General features: G+C 61.8%; 16 protein-coding genes. 8 read left to right on the top strand and 8 right to left on the bottom strand.

Going from position 1 to position 18,844, the window contains the following annotated elements; all coding sequences use genetic code 11:
• Positions 1–206: 206 nt before the first annotated feature.
• A complete protein-coding gene (locus AB1N67_RS19935; protein ID WP_102081637.1) occupies positions 207–1,139 on the top strand; it encodes an iron-sulfur-binding ferredoxin reductase in 933 nt (310 codons plus the stop codon).
• Between the two features lie 117 nt (positions 1,140–1,256).
• On the opposite strand, the gene pyk is transcribed toward AB1N67_RS19935, so the two are convergent.
• Positions 1,257–2,708: a pyruvate kinase gene (gene pyk / locus AB1N67_RS19930; RefSeq protein ID WP_043214932.1), complete on the bottom strand. Its 1,452-nt coding sequence runs from the start codon at positions 2,706–2,708 to the stop codon at positions 1,257–1,259.
• 181 nt (positions 2,709–2,889) lie between these two features.
• Between pyk and AB1N67_RS19925 the strand changes: the two genes are divergently transcribed.
• The 3 genes from AB1N67_RS19925 (at position 2,890) to sbcB (ending at position 5,275) form a co-directional block, all read left to right on the top strand.
• Positions 2,890–3,273 (top strand): tol-pal system YbgF family protein, encoded by a 384-nt coding sequence (locus tag AB1N67_RS19925; RefSeq protein ID WP_043214930.1) that lies wholly within the window; start codon positions 2,890–2,892, stop codon positions 3,271–3,273.
• 121 nt (positions 3,274–3,394) lie between these two features.
• Positions 3,395–3,754: a PilZ domain-containing protein gene (locus AB1N67_RS19920; protein ID WP_070576060.1), complete on the top strand. Its 360-nt coding sequence runs from the start codon at positions 3,395–3,397 to the stop codon at positions 3,752–3,754.
• A 90-nt stretch (positions 3,755–3,844) separates the two neighbouring features.
• Positions 3,845–5,275: an exodeoxyribonuclease I gene (gene sbcB, locus AB1N67_RS19915; RefSeq protein ID WP_102081638.1), complete on the top strand. Its 1,431-nt coding sequence runs from the start codon at positions 3,845–3,847 to the stop codon at positions 5,273–5,275.
• A gap of 69 nt (positions 5,276–5,344) precedes the next feature.
• Here the strand turns inward: sbcB and mvaT are convergent, their stop codons facing one another.
• Positions 5,345–5,722 (bottom strand): histone-like nucleoid-structuring protein MvaT, encoded by a 378-nt coding sequence (mvaT, locus tag AB1N67_RS19910; RefSeq protein ID WP_043206401.1) that lies wholly within the window; start codon positions 5,720–5,722, stop codon positions 5,345–5,347.
• 302 nt (positions 5,723–6,024) lie between these two features.
• Here mvaT and purU point away from each other — a divergent pair, with 302 nt between their 5' ends.
• The gene (purU, locus tag AB1N67_RS19905; protein WP_043206402.1) at positions 6,025–6,876 is read left to right on the top strand and encodes a formyltetrahydrofolate deformylase; all 852 of its coding nucleotides are present in this window, start codon (positions 6,025–6,027) and stop codon (positions 6,874–6,876) included.
• Between the two features lie 145 nt (positions 6,877–7,021).
• Here purU and AB1N67_RS19900 read toward each other — a convergent pair whose 3' ends face one another.
• From AB1N67_RS19900 to AB1N67_RS19885, 4 genes are all read right to left on the bottom strand, one after another.
• A complete protein-coding gene (locus AB1N67_RS19900; RefSeq protein ID WP_043206403.1) occupies positions 7,022–8,014 on the bottom strand; it encodes a lysylphosphatidylglycerol synthase transmembrane domain-containing protein in 993 nt (330 codons plus the stop codon).
• Complete coding sequence (locus AB1N67_RS19895) at positions 8,011–8,775, bottom strand: DUF2334 domain-containing protein (RefSeq protein ID WP_090344953.1); 765 nt, start codon at positions 8,773–8,775, stop codon at positions 8,011–8,013. The genes AB1N67_RS19900 and AB1N67_RS19895 overlap by 4 nt, the downstream gene beginning before the upstream one ends.
• On the bottom strand, positions 8,768–9,889 hold the full coding sequence (locus AB1N67_RS19890) for a glycosyltransferase family 1 protein (protein WP_043206405.1): 1,122 nt from the start codon (positions 9,887–9,889) through the stop codon (positions 8,768–8,770). Before AB1N67_RS19890 ends, AB1N67_RS19895 begins: the two co-directional genes overlap by 8 nt.
• A gap of 220 nt (positions 9,890–10,109) precedes the next feature.
• Positions 10,110–11,984, bottom strand: coding sequence for a methyl-accepting chemotaxis protein (locus AB1N67_RS19885; RefSeq protein WP_043206406.1), 1,875 nt, complete (start codon positions 11,982–11,984; stop codon positions 10,110–10,112).
• A gap of 166 nt (positions 11,985–12,150) precedes the next feature.
• Here AB1N67_RS19885 and AB1N67_RS19880 point away from each other — a divergent pair, with 166 nt between their 5' ends.
• Positions 12,151–13,626: a helicase HerA-like domain-containing protein gene (locus AB1N67_RS19880; protein WP_043206407.1), complete on the top strand. Its 1,476-nt coding sequence runs from the start codon at positions 12,151–12,153 to the stop codon at positions 13,624–13,626.
• Between the two features lie 91 nt (positions 13,627–13,717).
• Here AB1N67_RS19880 and AB1N67_RS19875 read toward each other — a convergent pair whose 3' ends face one another.
• Both AB1N67_RS19875 and AB1N67_RS19870 read right to left on the bottom strand, forming a co-directional pair.
• A complete protein-coding gene (locus AB1N67_RS19875; protein ID WP_043206408.1) occupies positions 13,718–15,190 on the bottom strand; it encodes an inorganic phosphate transporter in 1,473 nt (490 codons plus the stop codon).
• Between the two features lie 319 nt (positions 15,191–15,509).
• On the bottom strand, positions 15,510–15,710 hold the full coding sequence (locus AB1N67_RS19870; protein WP_043206523.1) for a hypothetical protein: 201 nt from the start codon (positions 15,708–15,710) through the stop codon (positions 15,510–15,512).
• 561 nt (positions 15,711–16,271) lie between these two features.
• Here AB1N67_RS19870 and pcaR point away from each other — a divergent pair.
• Positions 16,272–17,147 carry a pca regulon transcriptional regulator PcaR gene (gene pcaR, locus AB1N67_RS19865; RefSeq protein ID WP_070576040.1) on the top strand — a complete coding sequence of 292 codons (876 nt, stop codon included), beginning with the start codon at positions 16,272–16,274 and terminating at the stop codon, positions 17,145–17,147.
• A 340-nt stretch (positions 17,148–17,487) separates the two neighbouring features.
• A complete protein-coding gene (locus tag AB1N67_RS19860; protein ID WP_102081794.1) occupies positions 17,488–18,834 on the top strand; it encodes an MFS transporter in 1,347 nt (448 codons plus the stop codon).
• Positions 18,835–18,844: the final 10 nt, after the last annotated feature.

Genomic DNA, 18,844 nt, shown 5'->3' with positions numbered 1-18,844 from the left:
ACAGCCGACCAGCGCGTCGAAACACCTTGCAAGGCGCGCCGGCAGGCAGTGGCCGACGCAAAAGGGCGCGGCAGTATAGCGCGCATCGATGCCCGGCACACCTGCGCGTGGTCTGGACCAAGGTCGGCATGCTGTGGGCATCCTTTTTGCTCAATTGCCGGGCAAGCCCTAGAGTGGGCGCAGTGATGTGTGGAGATGTTTCGATCATGCCCGAACTTCGCGTCGGCGAGCACCGCTGGAGCGTGCCGGCCGCCAGCAACCTGCTCGACGCCCTCAACGAGGCCGGCTATGCCGTGCCCTACAGCTGCCGCGCCGGCAATTGCCACGCCTGCCTGGTGCATTGCCTGGAAGGCCAGCCCGAGGATGCCATGCCCGAGGCCTTGAGCAGTGAGCAGCGCGAGCAGGGCTGGCGCCTGGCCTGCCAGTGCCGGGTGAACGGCGATCTGCAGGTCGCCGTCTTCGACCCGCTGACCGACGGCTTGCCTGCGCGGGTCTGCGAGCTGGACTGGTTCGGTGACGTATTGCGTTTGCGTCTGCAACCCGAGCGGCCTCTGCGCTATCAGGCAGGCCAACATCTAGTGCTGTGGCAGCAGGGCGTTGCACGGCCTTATTCGCTGGCCAGCCTGCCAGGCGAGGACAGGTTTCTGGAGTTTCATCTGGACTGCCGCCTGCCGGGTGCCTTTTGCGATAAAGCCAGGCATTTGGTCGTCGGCGACGGACTGCGCCTGGGTGAGCTCAGGGGCGGTGCCCTGCACTACGACGCCGGGTGGCAGGATCGGCCGCTATGGCTGCTGGCGGCAGGGACAGGGCTTGGGCCGTTGTGGGGGATTCTGCGCGAGGCGCTGCGACAGGGGCATCAGGGGGAGATCAAGGTGATGCACGTGGCGCGGGATCGCCAGGGACATTATCTGGCTGGCCCCTTGAATGAGCTGGCGAGCCGTTATCCACAGGTGAATGTGTGCTGCGTGACCGCAGAGGCGTTGGAGGAAGCGTTGGCGGGGCTGTGCCCTTCGTCGCGACAGACGGTGGCGCTTGCGTGCGGAGCGCCGGGCAGTGTGGAGCAGTTCGCGCGGCGGCTGTTCATTGCCGGTGTGCCGAGGAACCAGGTGTTTGCCGATGTGTTCACCGAACATGCCTGAGTGAACAGAGGAGGGCGTTGCCCTCCTTTCGCGATGCAAGGCCGCCCCCACAGGTAAAGCGGTGGGCGCTGGCCAAGCCTGCGATGGGCCGCGAAGCGGCCCCAGGGTCCGACAACATCAGACCAGCGGATCACCCACGTGCAGGATCTTCATGCCGTTGGTGCCACCGATGGTGTGGTAGCTGTCGCCTTTGGTCAGGATCACCCAGTCACCCTGTTGCACCAAGCCGCGCTTGAGCAGTTCGTCGACGGCCGCCTGGCTGACCTTTTCGGCTGGCAGCGAGGCTGGGTCGAAGGCGATCGGGTAGACGCCGCGGAACAGCGATGCACGCGCCTGGGTGGCACGGTGCGGCGACATGGCGTAGATCGGCACGTGCGAACGCAGGCGCGACATGATCAGCGGGGTGTAGCCGCTCTCGGTGAGGGCGATGATCGCCTTGACGCCCGGGAAGTGGTTGGCGGTGTACATCGCGGCCAGGGCGATGCTTTCGTCGCAACGTTCGAACGTCGTGTGCAGGCGGTGGCTGGATTTCTGGCTGGTCGGGTGCTTCTCGGCACCTTGGCAGACGCGGGCCATGGCCTTGACCGCTTCGATCGGGTAGGCACCGGCGGCGCTTTCGGCGGAGAGCATGACCGCGTCGGTGTTGTCCAGCACGGCGTTGGCCACGTCGGACACTTCGGCGCGGGTCGGCATCGGGTTCTGGATCATCGACTCCATCATCTGGGTCGCGACGATCACCGCTTTGTTGTTGCGGCGGGCATGCTGGATGATCTTCTTCTGGATGGCGATCAGCTCGGCGTCGCCGATTTCCACGCCCAGGTCACCACGGGCGACCATTACCGCGTCGGAGGCTGCGATCAGGTTGTCCAGAGTCTCGTCGTCGGCGACGGCCTCGGCGCGTTCGATCTTGGCCACCAGCCAGGCGGTGCCACCGGCTTCGTCGCGCAGCTTGCGGGCATATTCCATGTCGCTGGCGTCACGCGGGAAGGAAACGGCCAGGTAGTCCAGGTCCATCTCTGCAGCCAGCTTGATGTCGGCCTTGTCCTTCTCGGTCAAGGCCGGCGCGGTCAGGCCGCCACCTTTGCGGTTGATGCCTTTATGGTCGGACAGCGGACCGCCGATGATCACCACGCAGTGCAGGGCGTCGGCGGTCGCGGTTTCGACGCGCATGACCACGCGGCCGTCGTCGAGCAGCAGCTCGTCGCCGACACCGCAGTCCTTGACCAGATCGGGATAGTCGATACCGACGATTTCCTGGTTGCCTTCGGTCAGCGGATGGGCGGTGGAGAAGGTGAATTTGTCACCGATCTTCAATTCGATGCGCTTGTTGCTGAATTTGGCGATGCGGATCTTCGGACCCTGCAGATCGCCCAGCAGCGCGACGTGGCGGCCATTCTTGGCGGCGATGTCGCGGATCAGGCGGGCGCGGGCCTTGTGCTCGTCTGGAGTGCCGTGGGAGAAGTTCAGGCGCGCCACGTCCAGGCCGGCGAGGATCAGTTGTTCGATCACTTCCGGTGAATTGCTGGCGGGGCCCAGGGTGGCGACGATTTTGGTACGGCGGATGGTCATGCACAGATTCCTATAGTGAAGCGCAGCGAAAGGCTACTCCTGAATATCGCTGTAGTCATTGTTCCGTTGCACTACCTCACCAGTTGGCAGGGTGGCGTTTGAACGGGCGGGGTATGCTTGCAGATGCATGTGAAGATTTGCCGCGCCAGGCCGATACACTGTCCATCAAAGGAGATCCCCCATGCGAGCCCTGATCGTTTTAGCCGTCGCGGCCAGTGTCGTCGGCTGCACCCGCTGGTCGATGGACCATCACCTGAACAATGCCTACCGAGCCTATGACCGGGGCGACTGCCAGCGTGTGATGCTGGAGCTCTCGCAGGTGGACCGCACCAGCCGGGCACGGCCGTTCATCCATCCGGAAGTTTCGATGCTGCGTGGCCAGTGCCTTGAGCGTCAGAAGCTCTACATGGACGCGGCCCAGACCTATCAGTACCTGATGCAGCGTTATCCACAGAACGAGTATGCCTACCGCGCCAAGGCGCGCCTGCAGACCCTCGAACAGCTCGGGCACCTGCGTGGCGAGTCGGCGGTGGCGACGCCTGCGACCGGTACACCTTGGCGTTAACACCAAGGTGTTCTTGATTTCATGGAAATGCCGAGTCGCGCTGAGCTAATCTGTTAACCAGATGTAACGCTCACCGCCAGTACCTTGTCTTCCTGGCATCAGGTACGGATCGCGCCACGCCATGTTTATTCAACGCCATATAGAACGCCACCAGTTGCCTTGTGTCCTCAAGGTCTACAACCGGTTCACCGACCAGCAGATCGGCTACTTGGGCAATGCTTCGGAAGACGGCCTGATGTTGATCAGCCATCTGCCGGTACTGGTGGGGCCGGATTTCGAGTTGCAACTGCGCCTGCCGGTGGTTGGTGGCGGGGTGCAATGCATCAATCTTACCGCCAGTTGCCTGTGGTGCCGTGAGGATCAGACCCCCGGCCACTACGACGCCGGTTTCATGCTGTTGCAGCCCCCGCGCGAATACGACGACTTCGTCCGGGCTCTGCGCAACTACTTCAGCTTCCGCCCCATCAACGCCTCCGCCTGAGTCTTCGGCAACGCGCTGCAGCGAATTCGTGGGTGCGGACCGGCCTGTCAGGTCGCTAGACTCTGGTCGACCTTGTTACAGGAAGACCCCGTGAGCTCCAGCATCTTCTGGCACGACTACGAAACCACCGGCATCAATCCACGCTGCGACCGTCCGCTGCAGGTCGCAGGCGTGCGAACGGACTTTGAACTCAACGAGATCGAAGCGCCTATCAGCCTCTATTGTCGTCCCAGCGACGATATCCTGCCGCACCCGGCCGCCTGCCTGGTCACCGGCATCACGCCCGCGCAACTGGCCCGTGAGGGGCTATGCGAAGCCGAATTCATGACCCGGGTCCATGCGCAACTGGCCCGCCCCGGCACTTGTGGCGCGGGCTACAACACCCTGCGTTTCGATGACGAGGTCACCCGCTACAGCCTCTACCGAAACTTCTTCGACCCCTACGCCCGAGAATGGCAGGGCGGCAACAGCCGCTGGGACTTGATCGACGTGGTGCGCACCGCCTATGCCTTGCGCCCGGAAGGCATCGTCTGGCCGCAGCAGGACGGTCGCACCAGTCTGCGCCTTGAACTGCTGAGCAAGGCCAACGGCATCGACCATGGCCACGCCCACGAAGCGCTTTCCGACGTACGGGCAACGATCGCCTTGGCTCGCCTGATTCGCCAGAAGCAACCCAAGTTATATGACTGGTTGTTCCAATTGCGCAGCAAGCACAAGGTGATGGAGCAGATCCGTCTTTTGCAGCCGCTGGTACATGTATCTGGCCGCTTCTCTGCAGAGCGTAATTATCTGGGGGTGGTATTGCCATTGGCCTGGCATCCACGTAATCGGAATGCACTGATTGTGTGCGACCTGCACCTGGATACCTTGCCGTTATTGCAAGAGACCACAGAAACATTACGACAATGTTTGTATACCCGGCGTGACGAATTGCCTGATGGACAATTACCCGTTCCGCTGAAGTTGGTGCACATCAATCGTTGCCCGGTCGTGGCCCCGTTGACGGTATTGCGCCCTGTCGATCAGCAGCGGCTGGGTCTGGATATGTCGCAGTTGCAACGTCGTGGGGAACAATTGGCCGAGCAACAGCATATTTGGCAGGACAAGCTCGAAGGCATTTACAGCGGCGATGAGTTCGCGGCTAGCGAGGACCCTGAGCAACAGTTGTATGATGGTTTTCTGGGAGACCGAGATCGTCGCCTCTGTGATCAAGTGCGCGCCCTTGACCCTGTGCAATTGGGACAGGGGCACTGGATGTTCGATGACTCGAGGATGTCAGAGCTGTTATTCCGTTATCGGGCAAGAAACTTCCCCGATACCTTGAGTGCCGAGGAGCGGCAGCGTTGGTTCTCGTTCTGTCAGCAGCGTTTGAGCGACCCGCGACTGGGCGCGCCGAACACGCTGGGTGACTTCGAGCAGGCTTGCCAGAGCGCCCTGGCAACGGCAGATGCTGCCGGAAGGGGAGTATTGGAGGCGTGGCAGGCACATGTTCAGCAGTTGAAGGCGCAATATCAACGCTAAGGTGCACGCCCAATAAAAACGCCGGCAATTGCCGGCGTTTTTATTGGGCGTGTGAGAGGCAGCCAGCTGTCAGTCCAGCAGTGTTGCCCAGCCTTCAACCACATCGCCACCCCATTTGGCTTTCCATTCTTTCAGGGTCTTGTGGTTGCCGCCTTTGGTTTCGATCACTTCGCCATTGTGCGGGTTTTTGTACTGCTTGACCTTGCGAGCACGCTTGGTGCCAGTGGTCTTGACCGCACCGCGCGGAGCTTTGCTCAGTTTGGATTCTGGATCCAGCAGGGCAATCACGTCACGCAGGGACTTGGAATATTCGCCCATCAGTGCGCGCAGTTTGCCTTCGAACTCGAGTTCTTTCTTCAGTTTGTCATCTTGCGACAGGTTGGCCAGACGGGCCTGAAGTTCCTTGATGGCTTCTTCGGTAGCGCGGTATTCGTTGATCAGGGACATGGAGTGGTCCTTAGTGCAATGTTCAAAGAGAAACAGTTCGGGCCAATAATAGACAGGCGATACTCTCAAGTAAACAATTAAAAAGGCAATAAACTGTTAATTGTCGTGGGGCAATGCAGGCATTTGGTTAAGAAAATTTTACATATCGCCCGACAAATTCATCATTTCCTACGTGGTCGGCTCAATTGGCAGCTTTGCCCCTCGCGGGCCGAGCGTGTGTGCTGTAGCGGGCAATCATTACTGCGTTTTTTCTGGCGGGCCGCTAGAATGTGCGCCTTTGCGAAGTTTCCGGAGTCTCCTTCATGCGCACCTATCGACTGGTGATTGCCTGCCCCGACCGTGTCGGCATCGTGGCAAAAGTCAGTAATTTCCTGGCCCTGTACAACGGCTGGATCAACGAAGCCAGCCACCACTCCGATGAGCAGAGCGGTTGGTTCTTCATGCGCCATGAGATCCGCGCCGAATCCCTGCCATTTGGCATCGAAGCGTTTCGCGAGGCGTTCGCGCCGATCGCCGAAGAGTTCTCCATGACCTGGCGGATCACCGACTCGGCCCAAAAGAAACGCGTGGTGCTGATGGCCAGCCGCGAATCCCACTGCCTGGCCGATCTGCTGCATCGCTGGCACACCGACGAGCTCGATTGCGAAATTCCCTGCGTGATCTCCAACCACAACGACCTGCGCAGCATGGTCGAGTGGCACGGCATCCCGTTCTTCCATGTCCCGGTCGATCCCAAGGACAAGCAACCGGCGTTCGCCGAGGTCTCGCGTCTGGTCCAGGAGCATGGGGCCGATGTCGTGGTGCTGGCGCGCTACATGCAGATCCTGCCGCCGCAGCTGTGCCAGGAATACGCCGAAAAAGTCATCAACATCCACCACAGCTTCCTGCCATCGTTCGTCGGCGCCAAGCCGTACCACCAGGCGGCGCTGCGTGGCGTGAAACTGATCGGTGCGACCTGCCACTACGTCACCGAAGAGCTGGACGCCGGTCCGATCATCGAGCAGGACGTGGTGCGTGTCACCCACGCCGACAGCATTGAAGACATGGTGCGTTTCGGTCGTGACGTGGAGAAGATGGTGCTGGCCCGCGGCCTGCGCTACCACCTGGAAGACCGTGTCTTGGTGCATGGCAACAAAACCGTGGTGTTCGACTAAGCGCCGATGGCCGATCCCCGCGACAAGGCTGCGGCGGCGTCGCCGCCCACTCTGGGCGAGGGGTGCCTCGCTCGCTTCGATCTCGAGCGCTTGAGCGAAGAGGCTGGCACCCACTTCCCGGATGCCGCCGCGCTCTGGCGCCAGCTCAACTCGCCTGACGACGCCAGCGCTCCAGCAACGGACGCGCCAACAGGCAAACGAATACCGGGCCCCCGGCGATCAGATAGAAGTAATAAGTGACCGCGCGCCAGATCAGGATCGCCGCCGCCGCCGTAGAGCTGCCCACCAAGGGCGTCAGCAGGCTCGCCGAGGTCAATTCGGCGGCTCCGGCTCCGCCTGGCAGCAGGCTGAACTGCCCGGCGCTGAGTGACAGGATCTGCACCAGAAAGCTTGGAATCCACGAAAGCTCCACACCCAGCCCTCGCAGAACCAGGTACAGCACGCTGTAGCGCAGGCTCCAGTGCACACAAGTCAAACTGAAAACCAGAATCAGGATGCGCTTGGGCAGGCGCCAGGTGTCCGTCAGTGCATGGACGAAACGCAACAGCTTGCGCGCCCATTGCCGTCTGCGCCGCGCCGACATGCCCAAGCGGCGTAGTAACCGGCCGTTCAGGCGCATCACCGTGCGCCGGTAGCGCAGCAACGCGAGAATCCCAAGCAGCGCCGAACACAGCAACAGGGCGCTGCCCAACAGCATGCTCTGCTGGGTATGTCCCAGGCTGTGGAACAGGGCATAGCCTGCAATCGCCAGCATCGCGCAGAAGAAGAACACCAGATCGTTCAACTGATCCATGGCGAACACCGCACCGCTGCGCGCCGGGCCGATACGCTCGCGCGCCAGCAGGGCCATGAGGGTCAATGGTCCGCCGCTGCCGCCAGGGGTGGTACAGATGGCGAATTCGGTGGCCATGACCACACCCAGGCTGCGTACCCGGCCGAGGCGTGCCCCTTGTTGGCCGAGCAGCAGCCGCAGGCGCACGGCATTGATCACCCAGCACAGCAGGATCATGCCCAGTAGCACAGCCATCAGGCTCGGGGCAAAGGCGCGTAGGCGCGCCAGCAAATCGCTGCCACCGAGCAAGGTGGGTACCAGCAACGCCAGCAGCAGTGCCAGGCCCAGCCAGCCCAGGCGGTTCATGCCTGGACCTGACGCGCCAGCCAGGCGGATTTGGTCAGGGGTTGACGTCCCTGCGCTAGCAACGTTTGCAATGTCTGCAACCAGTAGTCGCGAGAGGCCGGATGACGCATATCCACGGGATGCAGGCCGAGGCGCAGCGTGGCTGCATTGCGCCAGCGTCGCCCTTGCCAGTCGCAGATCATCCGCGAAAGCCCCCGTCGCCAAGCACTGCGGGCGCTCCACACCAAGCCGGGGGCCTGGATGGCGGTGAACTCCGGGAGGCGATAGAGGTGCTGGGGCGTGCTGGTGTAGCGCAGCGGCAACCGACGTAGGGCCTGGCGTGTGCCTTCGCTCATCAACCAGGCCGGGGCGACGAAACCGGCCACCGGCCAGCCGTGGCGGTCGAACACTTCCAAGCCGGCTTCCAGGCGCAGCAGGGCCTCGGCCTCATCTAGCCCATAGAATTCGCCTTCATGGGTGTAGATTCGGCGCATGAAGAACTCGCGGGCGCTGCGCGGCGGGGGCCCATCATCAGCATGGAAATAGCCGTGCAGGGCCAGCTCGTCGCCCTGTGCCAAGCGTCGTTCGAGCAAGCGGCAGAAGGTCGGCGAGCGGGACAGGGGATTGCGATGATGGAAGTCCGGCACCACCAGCCATGTCATGGGCACGTTGCCCAGGCGTTCCACGGCCTGGACGAACGGCTGGTAGTCCGGCCAGGTTTCGGGCGCGACATCGTGCAGCACCAGCATCAGGCTACGCGGCGCGGCGTCTGTCTCAACCATGGGCGCGTACCTGCGGCTGGTGACCGAGCACGGCCTGGTAGTGCTCCAGCAGGCCATCGACCACATGGTCCCAGGCGTAGTGCAGTTCGACATGACGACGGGCCTGGGCTCCCAGCCGACGGACACCGGCCTCGAAGGTTTCGCGCACAGCGTTAGCCATGGCCTGGGCGTCATTGGGGGTGCACAGGCGTCCGCAGCGTTCATCGACGATTTCACTGAAGGCGCCGGCACGTACCGCGACCACGGGCAGGGCACTGGCCATGGCCTCGAGGATAACCAGGCCGAAGGTTTCCTGATCGCCTGCATGTACCAGCAGGTCCGCACTGGCGAACAGCCGGGCGACCTCTTGAGGTGGGCAGAAATGGTCGATGACACTGACATTGTCCGGCACATTGGCGGGCATGTTCGAGCCGACCAACAATAAATGATAGTGGCGGCCCAATCGCCTCATGCAGTCGAGCAGCACCGGCAGGTTCTTCTCCCGCGAGCCACGCCCGGCGAACACCAGCAGGCGCGTGGTGTCGGGGATTCCCAGTTCGGCCCGAAGGCCCGGATCGCGGTGTTCGGGGTTGAAGGTGCACAGGTCGACGCCCAGGTGTTGCACATGCACGTCCTTGACGCCTAGCCGACACAGCTTGTCAGCCATCACTTGGCTGGGCGCCAGCACGCGGTCGAAGTTGCCGTACAGTTTGCTGACATAGGCCTCGACGTTGGGGGTGAACCAGTTGCCCATGCGGTTGCTCACCAGCAGCGGCAAGTCGGAGTGGTAGAAGCCGATTACCGGTACGTCGAGCTTGCGCCGCGCTTCCAGGGCGGCCCAGGCCGTGAGGTAGGGGTCACCGACTTCGATCAGGTCAGGCTGCAGGCGCCGCAACACGTTGCACCAAGGGGCCAGGCGGACGGGAAAGCGGTAGCCGTTGCCAAAGGGCAGGGGCGGCGCCGGCACCTGGTAGATGCCATCGGCATCGGTGGCGCTGGCGCCAGGAATCAAAAGGCTGTGACGCACGCCGGGCCTGGCGTCGAGTCGGCGATGTTTGGCATCAAGATAGGTACGTACGCCGCCACTGGCCGGGGCGTAGAACATGGTGATGTCAGCGATGTGCACGATCAGCATCCCTCCGGGATCGTCTTCGGGTCTGTCATCGGGCTGCGATGAGCAGGCGATGACGCGCCTAAAGGTTGACCTTACTGAAGGATAGTTTGTTCGATCGGAGGGAGGCAGCGGTCAGCGTCAAGCTGCAGGGTGCGAGCTGCACGCTTCAAGCTGCAAGAGCCAGCGGCGCCCTGCCTGCTGTTCTTGCGGCTTGAAGCTCGAAGCTTGCGGCTTGAAGCTCTTAGATCCGGAAACTGCCGACCAGATGCTTGAGGCGGGTGGCTTGCTGTTCCAGGTCCGTGCAGGCGCGCAGGGTAGCCTGCAGGTTCTCGACGCCCTCCTGGTTGAGCATGTTGATTTCGTTGATGTCCATGTTGATCGAGTCGACCACGGCGGTTTGCTCCTCGGTGGCCGTAGCCACCGACTGGTTCATGCCGTCGATTTCGCCGATACGCACGGTCACGCTGTCCAGGCGCTCGCCGGCCTGGTTGGCGATCTCCACGCTGTCCTGGCTGTGGCGCTGGCTCTGACCCATGGTTTCGACCGACTCACGGGCACCGACCTGCAGCTCCTCGATCATGTTCTGCACTTGCTGTGCCGATTCCTGGGTGCGGTGGGCGAGGTTGCGTACTTCGTCGGCGACCACGGCGAAACCGCGGCCAGCCTCGCCTGCACGGGCGGCCTCGATCGCCGCGTTGAGCGCCAGCAGGTTCGTCTGTTGGGAAATGCTGGTGATCACCTCGAGAATCTGGCCGATGTTGACGGTCTTGTTGTTGAGCGTCTCGATGTGGGCGCTGGAGGTGACGATCAGGTCGGACAGGCGATTCATCGCCTCGATGTTGCGCTCCACCACCTGCTGGCCTTCTTCGGCCAGCAGGCGCGCCGAGGTGGCGTGCTGAGAGGCCTGGGCCGCGTTGCCGGCGATCTCCTGGGCAGCGGCGCCGAGCTCGTTGATGGCGGCGGCGACGCTGTTGGTGCGGTTGGCCTGCTCGTCGGAGTTTGCCATCGACGAGTTGGAGGCACTGATCACCCGCAAGGCCACTTCGTTGACTTGTTCGGTGGCCGAGGACACTTCGCGGATCGAGGCGTGGATACGCTCGACGAAGCGGTTGAACGCCGTGCCGAGGATGCCGAACTCATCGTGTTGATGGATCTGCAGGCGCTTGGTCAGGTCGCCTTCACCCTCGGCGATGTCTTCCATGGCACGGGTCATGGTGTGCAAGGGCTGCATCAGCACGCGGATCAGTAAACCCAGCAGGGCAATGATGATGACCACCGCCACGATCGTCGCGATCACCGCCGAGGTGCGGAAGGTGCTGAGCATGGCGAAGGCTTTGTCTTTATCTACCGACAGGCCGATGTACCAGTTGGCCGAAGGCAGCCCCTTGATCGGGGTGAAGGTCAGCAAGCGAGCCTGGCCGTCGGACTCGACTTCGGTCAGCTCGCCGGACAGCTTGGGTGTTTGCTGTGGGAACAGGTCCGACAGCGACTTCATCACCAAGTCTTTGTTCGGATGTACCAGGATCTTGCCTTGGTCGTTGACCAGGAAGGCGTAGCCCATGCCGCCGAAGTCCAGCGAATTGATGATGTCCACAAGGCCGTCGAGGGCCAGGTCCCCACCGACCACACCGACAGTGCTCGAGACCTTGCTGAGGATACCGATGACCATCTTGTTGGTGGTCAAGTCGATGTAGGGTTCGGTCAGCATGGCGCCACTGGCGTTCATGCCGTCCTTGTACCAGGGGCGCACGCGAGGGTCGTAGCCGTCGGGCATCTTGGAATCGGGACGCACGCTGAAGCCGCCGTCCACCTTGCCCAGGTAGACGGTGAGAAAGCTCGACAGTAGGGCTTGCTGACTCATGAAGGTTTCGGCATTGGCCGGATTCTGTGCGATGTTCTGCGACAGGTTTTCCACTAACTTGATTCGGCCATCGAACAGGTTGCGAATGTTGGTCGAGGTGGATTCGCCCATTTCAGCCAGATAACTCTCCAGGTCGGCGCGAATGGCATTACGCTGGAGATAATCGTTGTAGAGGGTGAACAGGCTGAAGGCGAGTATCACGATCAAAGACGCCGCCAAGAGAATCTTGTGGCTGAAACGTAGGCTTTTGTTCATGGCGTGGTCCGCTAAGGTTTTTATCGGGTCGTTCGCACGAAGGCAGCTTGAAAACAGTGCAACAATCACCGGAGGTCCTTTTCGGGATGTTCCTGTCTTTCAGAATGAGTAGCACCACGGGGTATCGGCCGTTATGCGGCAAAGCTTGAATAGAGGATGAAAGAAGATGTCGGATACTTCGCAAATAGTTGTGGGGGCGGGGCCTGACGGCCAGCCAGTGAGCCAAGCCATGCGCCTGGCCAACCGTCATGGGCTGGTTGCCGGTGCCACAGGGACGGGCAAGACCGTGACCCTGCAACGCCTGGCCGAGGTCTTCAGCGATGCGGGAGTTGCGGTGTTCGCCGCCGACGTGAAGGGCGACCTGTGCGGCCTGGGGGCAGCCGGAGCCCCGCAGGGCAAAGTGGCCGAGCGTATCGCCGCAATGCCGTGGTTGGGCCACCGCCCTCAGGCCTATCCCGTGACCTTGTGGGATATTGCAGGGGAGTCGGGTCATCCCTTGCGAACGACACTCAGTGAAATGGGGCCTCTGTTGTTGGGCAACTTGCTGGAACTGACCGACAGCCAGCAGGCAGCACTATACGCAGCCTTCAAGGTGGCTGACCGCGAAGGGCTATTGCTCCTGGACCTCAAGGACCTCAAGGCGCTGCTCGGGCACTTGAAGGACAACCCGCAATTGCTGGGTGAGGACAGCGCATTGATGACCACGGGCTCCACCCAGGCCCTGCTACGTCGCCTGGCGACTCTGGAGCAACAGGGGGCCGAGGCCCTGTTCGGAGAGCCGGCCCTGCAACTGGAGGATCTACTGCGCCCGGACCGCGATGGGCGAGGGCGCATCCACTTGCTCGATGCCAGCCGGTTGGTGCATGAGGCGCCGAAGGTCTACGCCACCTTCCTTTTATGGTTGTTGGCCGAGCTGTTCGAACAGTTGCCCGAGCGTGGTGATGCCGACAAACCGGTGTTGGCGTTGTTCTTCGACGAGGCGCATCTGCTGTTCAACGGCACCCCCAAGGCCCTGCAGGATCGCCTCGAGCAAGTGGTTCGACTGATCCGCTCCAAAGGCGTAGGGGTTTATTTCGTGACCCAGTCGCCAGGGGACTTGCCCGATGCCGTGCTGGCGCAGTTGGGGCTGCGTATCCAGCATGGGCTTCGTGCGTTCACCGCCAAGGAGCAGAAGTCGCTCAGGGCCGTGGCCGACGGATTCCGTCCTAACCCGGCATTCGATGCACTCGCCGTGTTGACCGAACTGGGTATCGGTGAGGCATTGGTAGGGACCCTGCAGGAGAAAGGCACGCCGGAAATGGTCCAGCGGGTACTGGTAGCGCCACCGCAGTCGCGTATCGGGCCGTTGACCGAGACCGAGCGCAAAGCGCTGGTTGCAGCCTCGCCACTGGCGGGACGTTATGACAAACCAGTCGACCGTGAATCGGCTTATGAGATGCTGACCGCTCGCAAGGGCGAGCCGGTGGAGCCCGTGCCGCAGCCCAAGGCCGATGAGGAGAGCTTCGCCGACAAGGCTGGAGAGTTTTTGCAGAGTGCTGCGGGGCAGGCGATCAAGTCGGCAGTGCGCCAGGCGGCCAATCAGTTGGGGCGCCAATTGGTGCGTGGCCTGATGGGCTCGCTGCTGGGCGGCAAACGGCGGTAGTGGCCAGTGGCGCCAGCACTCACAGGTGCTAGGCATCGTGAACCCATGAAAAAGGCGCCCGAAGGCGCCTTTTTCATGACAGCGGTATCGATCAGCCGATCGCCTTGGAGGCCAGCCAGAACAGGCCGGCGGCCAGGCCCATCGAAGCCGGCAGGGTCAGGACCCAGGCCAGCAGGATGGTCTTCACGGTGCCGCCTTGCAGGCCGCTCTTGTTGGCGACCATGGTGCCGGCGACACCCGACGACAATACGTGGGTGGTCGAGACCGGCAGGCTGAAAACGTTGGCCAAGCCGATGGCGCAGGCTGCGGTGATCTGCGCCGACATGCCCTGGGCGTAGGTCATGCCTTGCTTGCCGATCTTCTCGCCGACGGTCAGCACCACGCGCTTCCAGCCGACCATGGTGCCCAGGCCCAGGGCCAGGGCGACAGCCACGATCACCCAGAACGGTGCGTATTCGGTGGTGGCGGTCAGGTCTTTGCGCAGCTTCTCGAGGTCGGCCTTTTCACGGCTTTCCAGTCCTGGGAGCTTGCCGACCTTCTTGGCGGTGTCATCCAGGCAGAGCAGATAGCGACGGACTTCGACGCGCTTCTCCGCGCTCAGGTCGCGGTAGTCGGTGACACCGTGCAGCGACGATTGCAGGGCGGCGATGGTCGGTTCGGTCTGCTGCGGATTGCAGCTGAACTGCTCCGGCAGGTCGGTCGACTTGGCCTTGCCCAGTGCCAGGAACTCGCCCAGGGTGGCGGCGTTGCGCTGGTAGAACTGGCTCATGTGCAGGGTGGCGTCGCGGGTACGCTCGATCTGGTAGGTGGTGCTATTCAGGTCGAGGACGAACTTGGCAGGAACGATACCGATCAGGACCAGCATGATCAGGCCGATGCCTTTCTGGCCGTCGTTGGAGCCGTGCACGAAGCTGACGCCCATCGCGGAAATCACCAGCACCAGGCGATTCCAGAATGGCGGATGCTTCTTGTCGTCCAGCTTGCGGCGTTGTTCCGGTGTCTTGTGCATCTTCGACAGCGGGCGCCACCATTTGAGGCCGATCAATACCAGGGCCGCGACGGCGAAGCCGGCCATGGGCGAGATCACCAGCGACATGGCGATGTCGATCGCTTTCTGCCAGTTGACGCCATCGCCGAGGGGGATGTCGTTGAGCAGGGCATTGGCCAGGCCCACGCCCAGGATCGAGCCGATCAGGGTATGAGAGCTGGATGCGGGGATGCCGAAGTACCAGGTGCCGAGGTTCCAGGTGATGGCCGCGGCCAGCAACGAGAAGACCATGGCCAGCCCGTGTCCGGTGTTCACATTGATCAGCAGTTCGACTGGCAGCAGGTGGACGATGGCATAGGCCACCCCGACGCCGCCGAGCAGAACCCCGAGGAAGTTGAACACACCGGAGAAGAACACGGCCAGGTGCGGTGGCATGGCTTTGGTATAGATGACGGTGGCTACCGCGTTGGCGGTGTCATGAAAGCCATTGATGAACTCGAATGCGAGCACGAAGGTCAGAGCGAGCAGCAAGCTCACCAGCACCCACGCATCCAGTCCGCTGAATAAATCGATCATGAAGGTTGTCTGGCGGTCATAGGGGGGCGCGATTATGCCAGAAAACCTTGGCAATCGATGCCCCTGCAACCGATCGACGAGATGGGAAGCATCCCAGGGAAGCGGCGATTCGATGCAAGATGGGTGGGGTTTTTCACGACTAAAATCGCTAAAAAACCACAAAAAAGCAGGTAAAACCCGCAATCATGAATATGGTGGTTATTTCAAACGATCGTATGAAATTTGTGTAATTCCATTTCATCATGGCGCATCGATAAAAGGACCGCTGCGCACCACCGCGTTGAAGGCGGTGGTGCGCCGCTTCGCAAGGCACACCGGGTCAGGTGTTCTCGCTGCGCAGTTCCTTTTCCATTTTTTCCAGCTCTTGGGCGAAGACCTGGTCCTGGACAGTGGCGCGCTTGCGCCAAGGTTTGCGCTCTGGTTCCAATTGCGCGGCGTAAGTGGTCACTTCACCACCGTATACTTCCTTGTAACGTTCAGCCTGGCGCTCGAGTTCCGCGCGCAGTTCTTCTTTCGTCACAGTCATACCCGAATAGGTTGAAATTTTGCCTTGGCCTTCATCATGCAAAGTTATGCAGACGGCTACGTCGCCAAGGCGAACATGCTGTCGCAGCGACAGGATCCATGAGGTACATGGCACTTGGATTAACGGGGTAGGCCCTGAGCCCTGCACCTGACTGGCGGCGTCTCCGTGGGAACGTCGACGAATATCGTTCTGAATGAACGATCCGGCCAGCGCATTCGATTATAGCAATCGATAAGTCAATGGCCATCATTCTTTAGCGGCACGTGCCAAACATTCAAAGTTATGTAGTGGGCACAATGGCGATAATCAGACTGGCCGTGAAAGTTTGAGGTGTGCTCGTCCATGAAAGTTCGGGCGAACAACAAGAAAAACAAAAACGGCCTCGTGGGAAACGAGGCCGTTGCCTGGGACTTCTACGGTGGGTACCTGACCAGTCTCTCCAAAGAAGCCACATGTGGCAGGAGAAAGGTATAAGTAAAAGTGTCAGCGGTCAATTGCGATTATCGGCCGTTGGTTCGATAATCGCACAAGCGACCGTTTTTTTTGAGGTTCACCATGAGCGAAGAAACCCAGGACAAGGCTTCCGCCAATCCGGAGCCGGGACGTACCGCAGCGCCTGCACTGGCCCCGCCGATCGTGGCCTCGCCCGCCAAACGTATCCAGGCCTTTACCGGCGACCCGGATTTCATGACTTCGCTGGCCCGTGGGCTGGCGGTCATCCAGGCCTTCCAGGAGCGCAAGCGCCACCTGACCATCGCACAGATCAGCCATCGCACCGAGATTCCCCGGGCGGCGGTGCGCCGCTGTCTGCATACCCTGATCAAACTGGGTTACGCGACCACCGATGGGCGCACCTATTCGTTGTTGCCCAAGGTCCTGACCCTGGGGCATGCGTATCTGTCCTCGACACCTCTTGCGGTCTCCGCGCAGCCTTACCTGGATCGGATCAGCGATCAGTTGCACGAAGCGGCCAACATGGCGACGCTCGAAGGTGACGACATTTTGTATATCGCCCGTTCGGCAACGGTGGAGCGGTTGATCTCGGTCGACCTTTCGGTGGGCGGCCGCTTGCCGGCCTACTGCACCTCGATGGGGCGTATCCTGCTGGCAGCACTGGACGATGCCAGTCTCTGGGAATACCTCGAACGCGCCGACCTCAAAGCCCGCACCAGTCGAACCCTGCACGATCCGGACTCACTGTTCGCCTGCATACAGCAGGTGCGCGCCCAAGGCTGGTGCGTGGTGGACCAGGAGCTGGAACAGGGCCTGCGCTCGATCGCGGTGCCGATCTACGACGCCTCGGGGCAGGTACTGGCCGCGCTCAACGTCAGTACTCACGTGGGTCGGGTGACGCGCAGCGAGTTGGAGCAGCGCTTCCTGCCGATCCTGCTGGCGGCCAGCCGCGACCTCTGCCACCAGCTATTTGGATAGCAATGCCCAGGGCCGCTTCGCGGCCCATTCACGGTCTGCATTTATCCACAGGCCGAACGGCGCCACGCGTTTCTTGTTCGATTAACGCACAGTCTCGTTTTCCATGAATTGCGCACCTGGGATGCGCTGATTAATGTCTTGCGCAACGGTCGGTTTGCCGACCGGACAATAACAACATTCGAGACGCACCCCATGAGCATTGTCCTTTCGCTGTCGCGGCCGCACCCGCCTGCAGCGTCGCCGCTTTCCGGCTGATCCACCGACGCATTCGCTTATCCTGCTCCCTGCACATCCTCCGTGTGCAGTGGCCTGTCTGCGCCTCATTTTCCGGACAACAACAATGAATAAACCGCAAACCGCTGTCGGAAACTGCCTCGACGTCCAGTCCTTCATCAACGACCAGCCACTGTCCCGCTGTCAGTGGCGGGTGGTGATCCTGTGTTTTCTGATCGTCTTCCTCGATGGCCTGGATACCGCGGCCATGGGTTTCATCGCGCCGGCCCTGTCCCAGGAGTGGGGCATCGATCGCGCAAGCCTTGGCCCGGTGATGAGCGCTGCGCTGATTGGCATGGTGTTCGGTGCCCTGGGGTCGGGGCCTTTGGCTGACCGCTTCGGGCGCAAGGGCGTGCTGGTCGGGGCGGTGCTGGTGTTCGGCGGCTTCAGCCTGGCCTCGGCCTATGCCACCGACGTCGATCAACTGCTGGTGCTGCGTTTTCTCACTGGCCTGGGGCTGGGCGCTGGTATGCCCAATGCCACCACGCTGCTCTCCGAGTACACCCCCGAGCGGCTCAAGTCATTGCTGGTCACCAGCATGTTCTGTGGCTTCAATCTGGGCATGGCAGGCGGTGGTTTCATTTCCGCCAAGCTGATCCCCGCCTACGGCTGGCATAGCCTGCTGGTGCTCGGTGGCGTGCTGCCGCTGCTGTTGGCGGTGGTGCTGCTGGTGTGGTTGCCGGAGTCCGCGCGGTTTCTGGTGGTGCGCAATCGCGGGATCGACAAGGTTCGCAAGGCCTTGGCTCCGATCGCTCCTGCCAAGGTAGCTGAGGCGGCGAGCTTCAGTGTGCCGGAACAGAAGGCGGTGGCCGCCGGCAACGTGTTCACGGTGATCTTCTCCGGCACCTATGGTCTGGGCACCGTTTTGCTCTGGCTGACCTACTTCATGGGGCTGGTCATCGTCTACCTGCTGACCAGCTGGCTGCCGACCCTGATGCGTGACAGTGGTGCCAGCATGGAGCAGGCCGCGTTCATTGGCGCCTTGTTCCAGTTCGGTGGCGTACTCAGCGCGGTTGGCGTGGGCTGGGCGATGGACCGCTTCAACCCGCACAAGGTCATTGGTCTGTTCTATCTATTGGCGGGTGTGTTCGCCTACGCAGTCGGGCAGAGCCTGGGCAACATGACTCTGCTGGCCACCCTGGTGCTGGTGGCGGGCATGTGCATTAACGGCGCGCAATCGGCCATGCCCTCGTTGGCAGCGCGGTTCTACCCCACTCAAGGGCGTGCCACCGGGGTGTCTTGGATGCTCGGCATCGGCCGGTTCGGCGCAATCCTCGGGGCCTGGAGCGGCGCGACGTTGCTGGGACTTGGCTGGAACTTCGAACAGGTGCTGACCGCGCTGCTGGTGCCAGCGGCGCTGGCCACCGTGGGTGTGGTGGTCAAAGGGCTGGTGAGCCACGCCGACGCGACCTGATCGCTCAGGG

Origin of the sequence: Pseudomonas guariconensis (genome assembly GCF_040822035.1) — a bacterium.
Taxonomy (GTDB): Bacteria; Pseudomonadota; Gammaproteobacteria; order Pseudomonadales; family Pseudomonadaceae; genus Aquipseudomonas; species Aquipseudomonas guariconensis.
The sequence above is the reverse complement of the archived record's forward strand: the minus strand, read 5'-3'. Positions and strand labels throughout refer to the sequence as shown.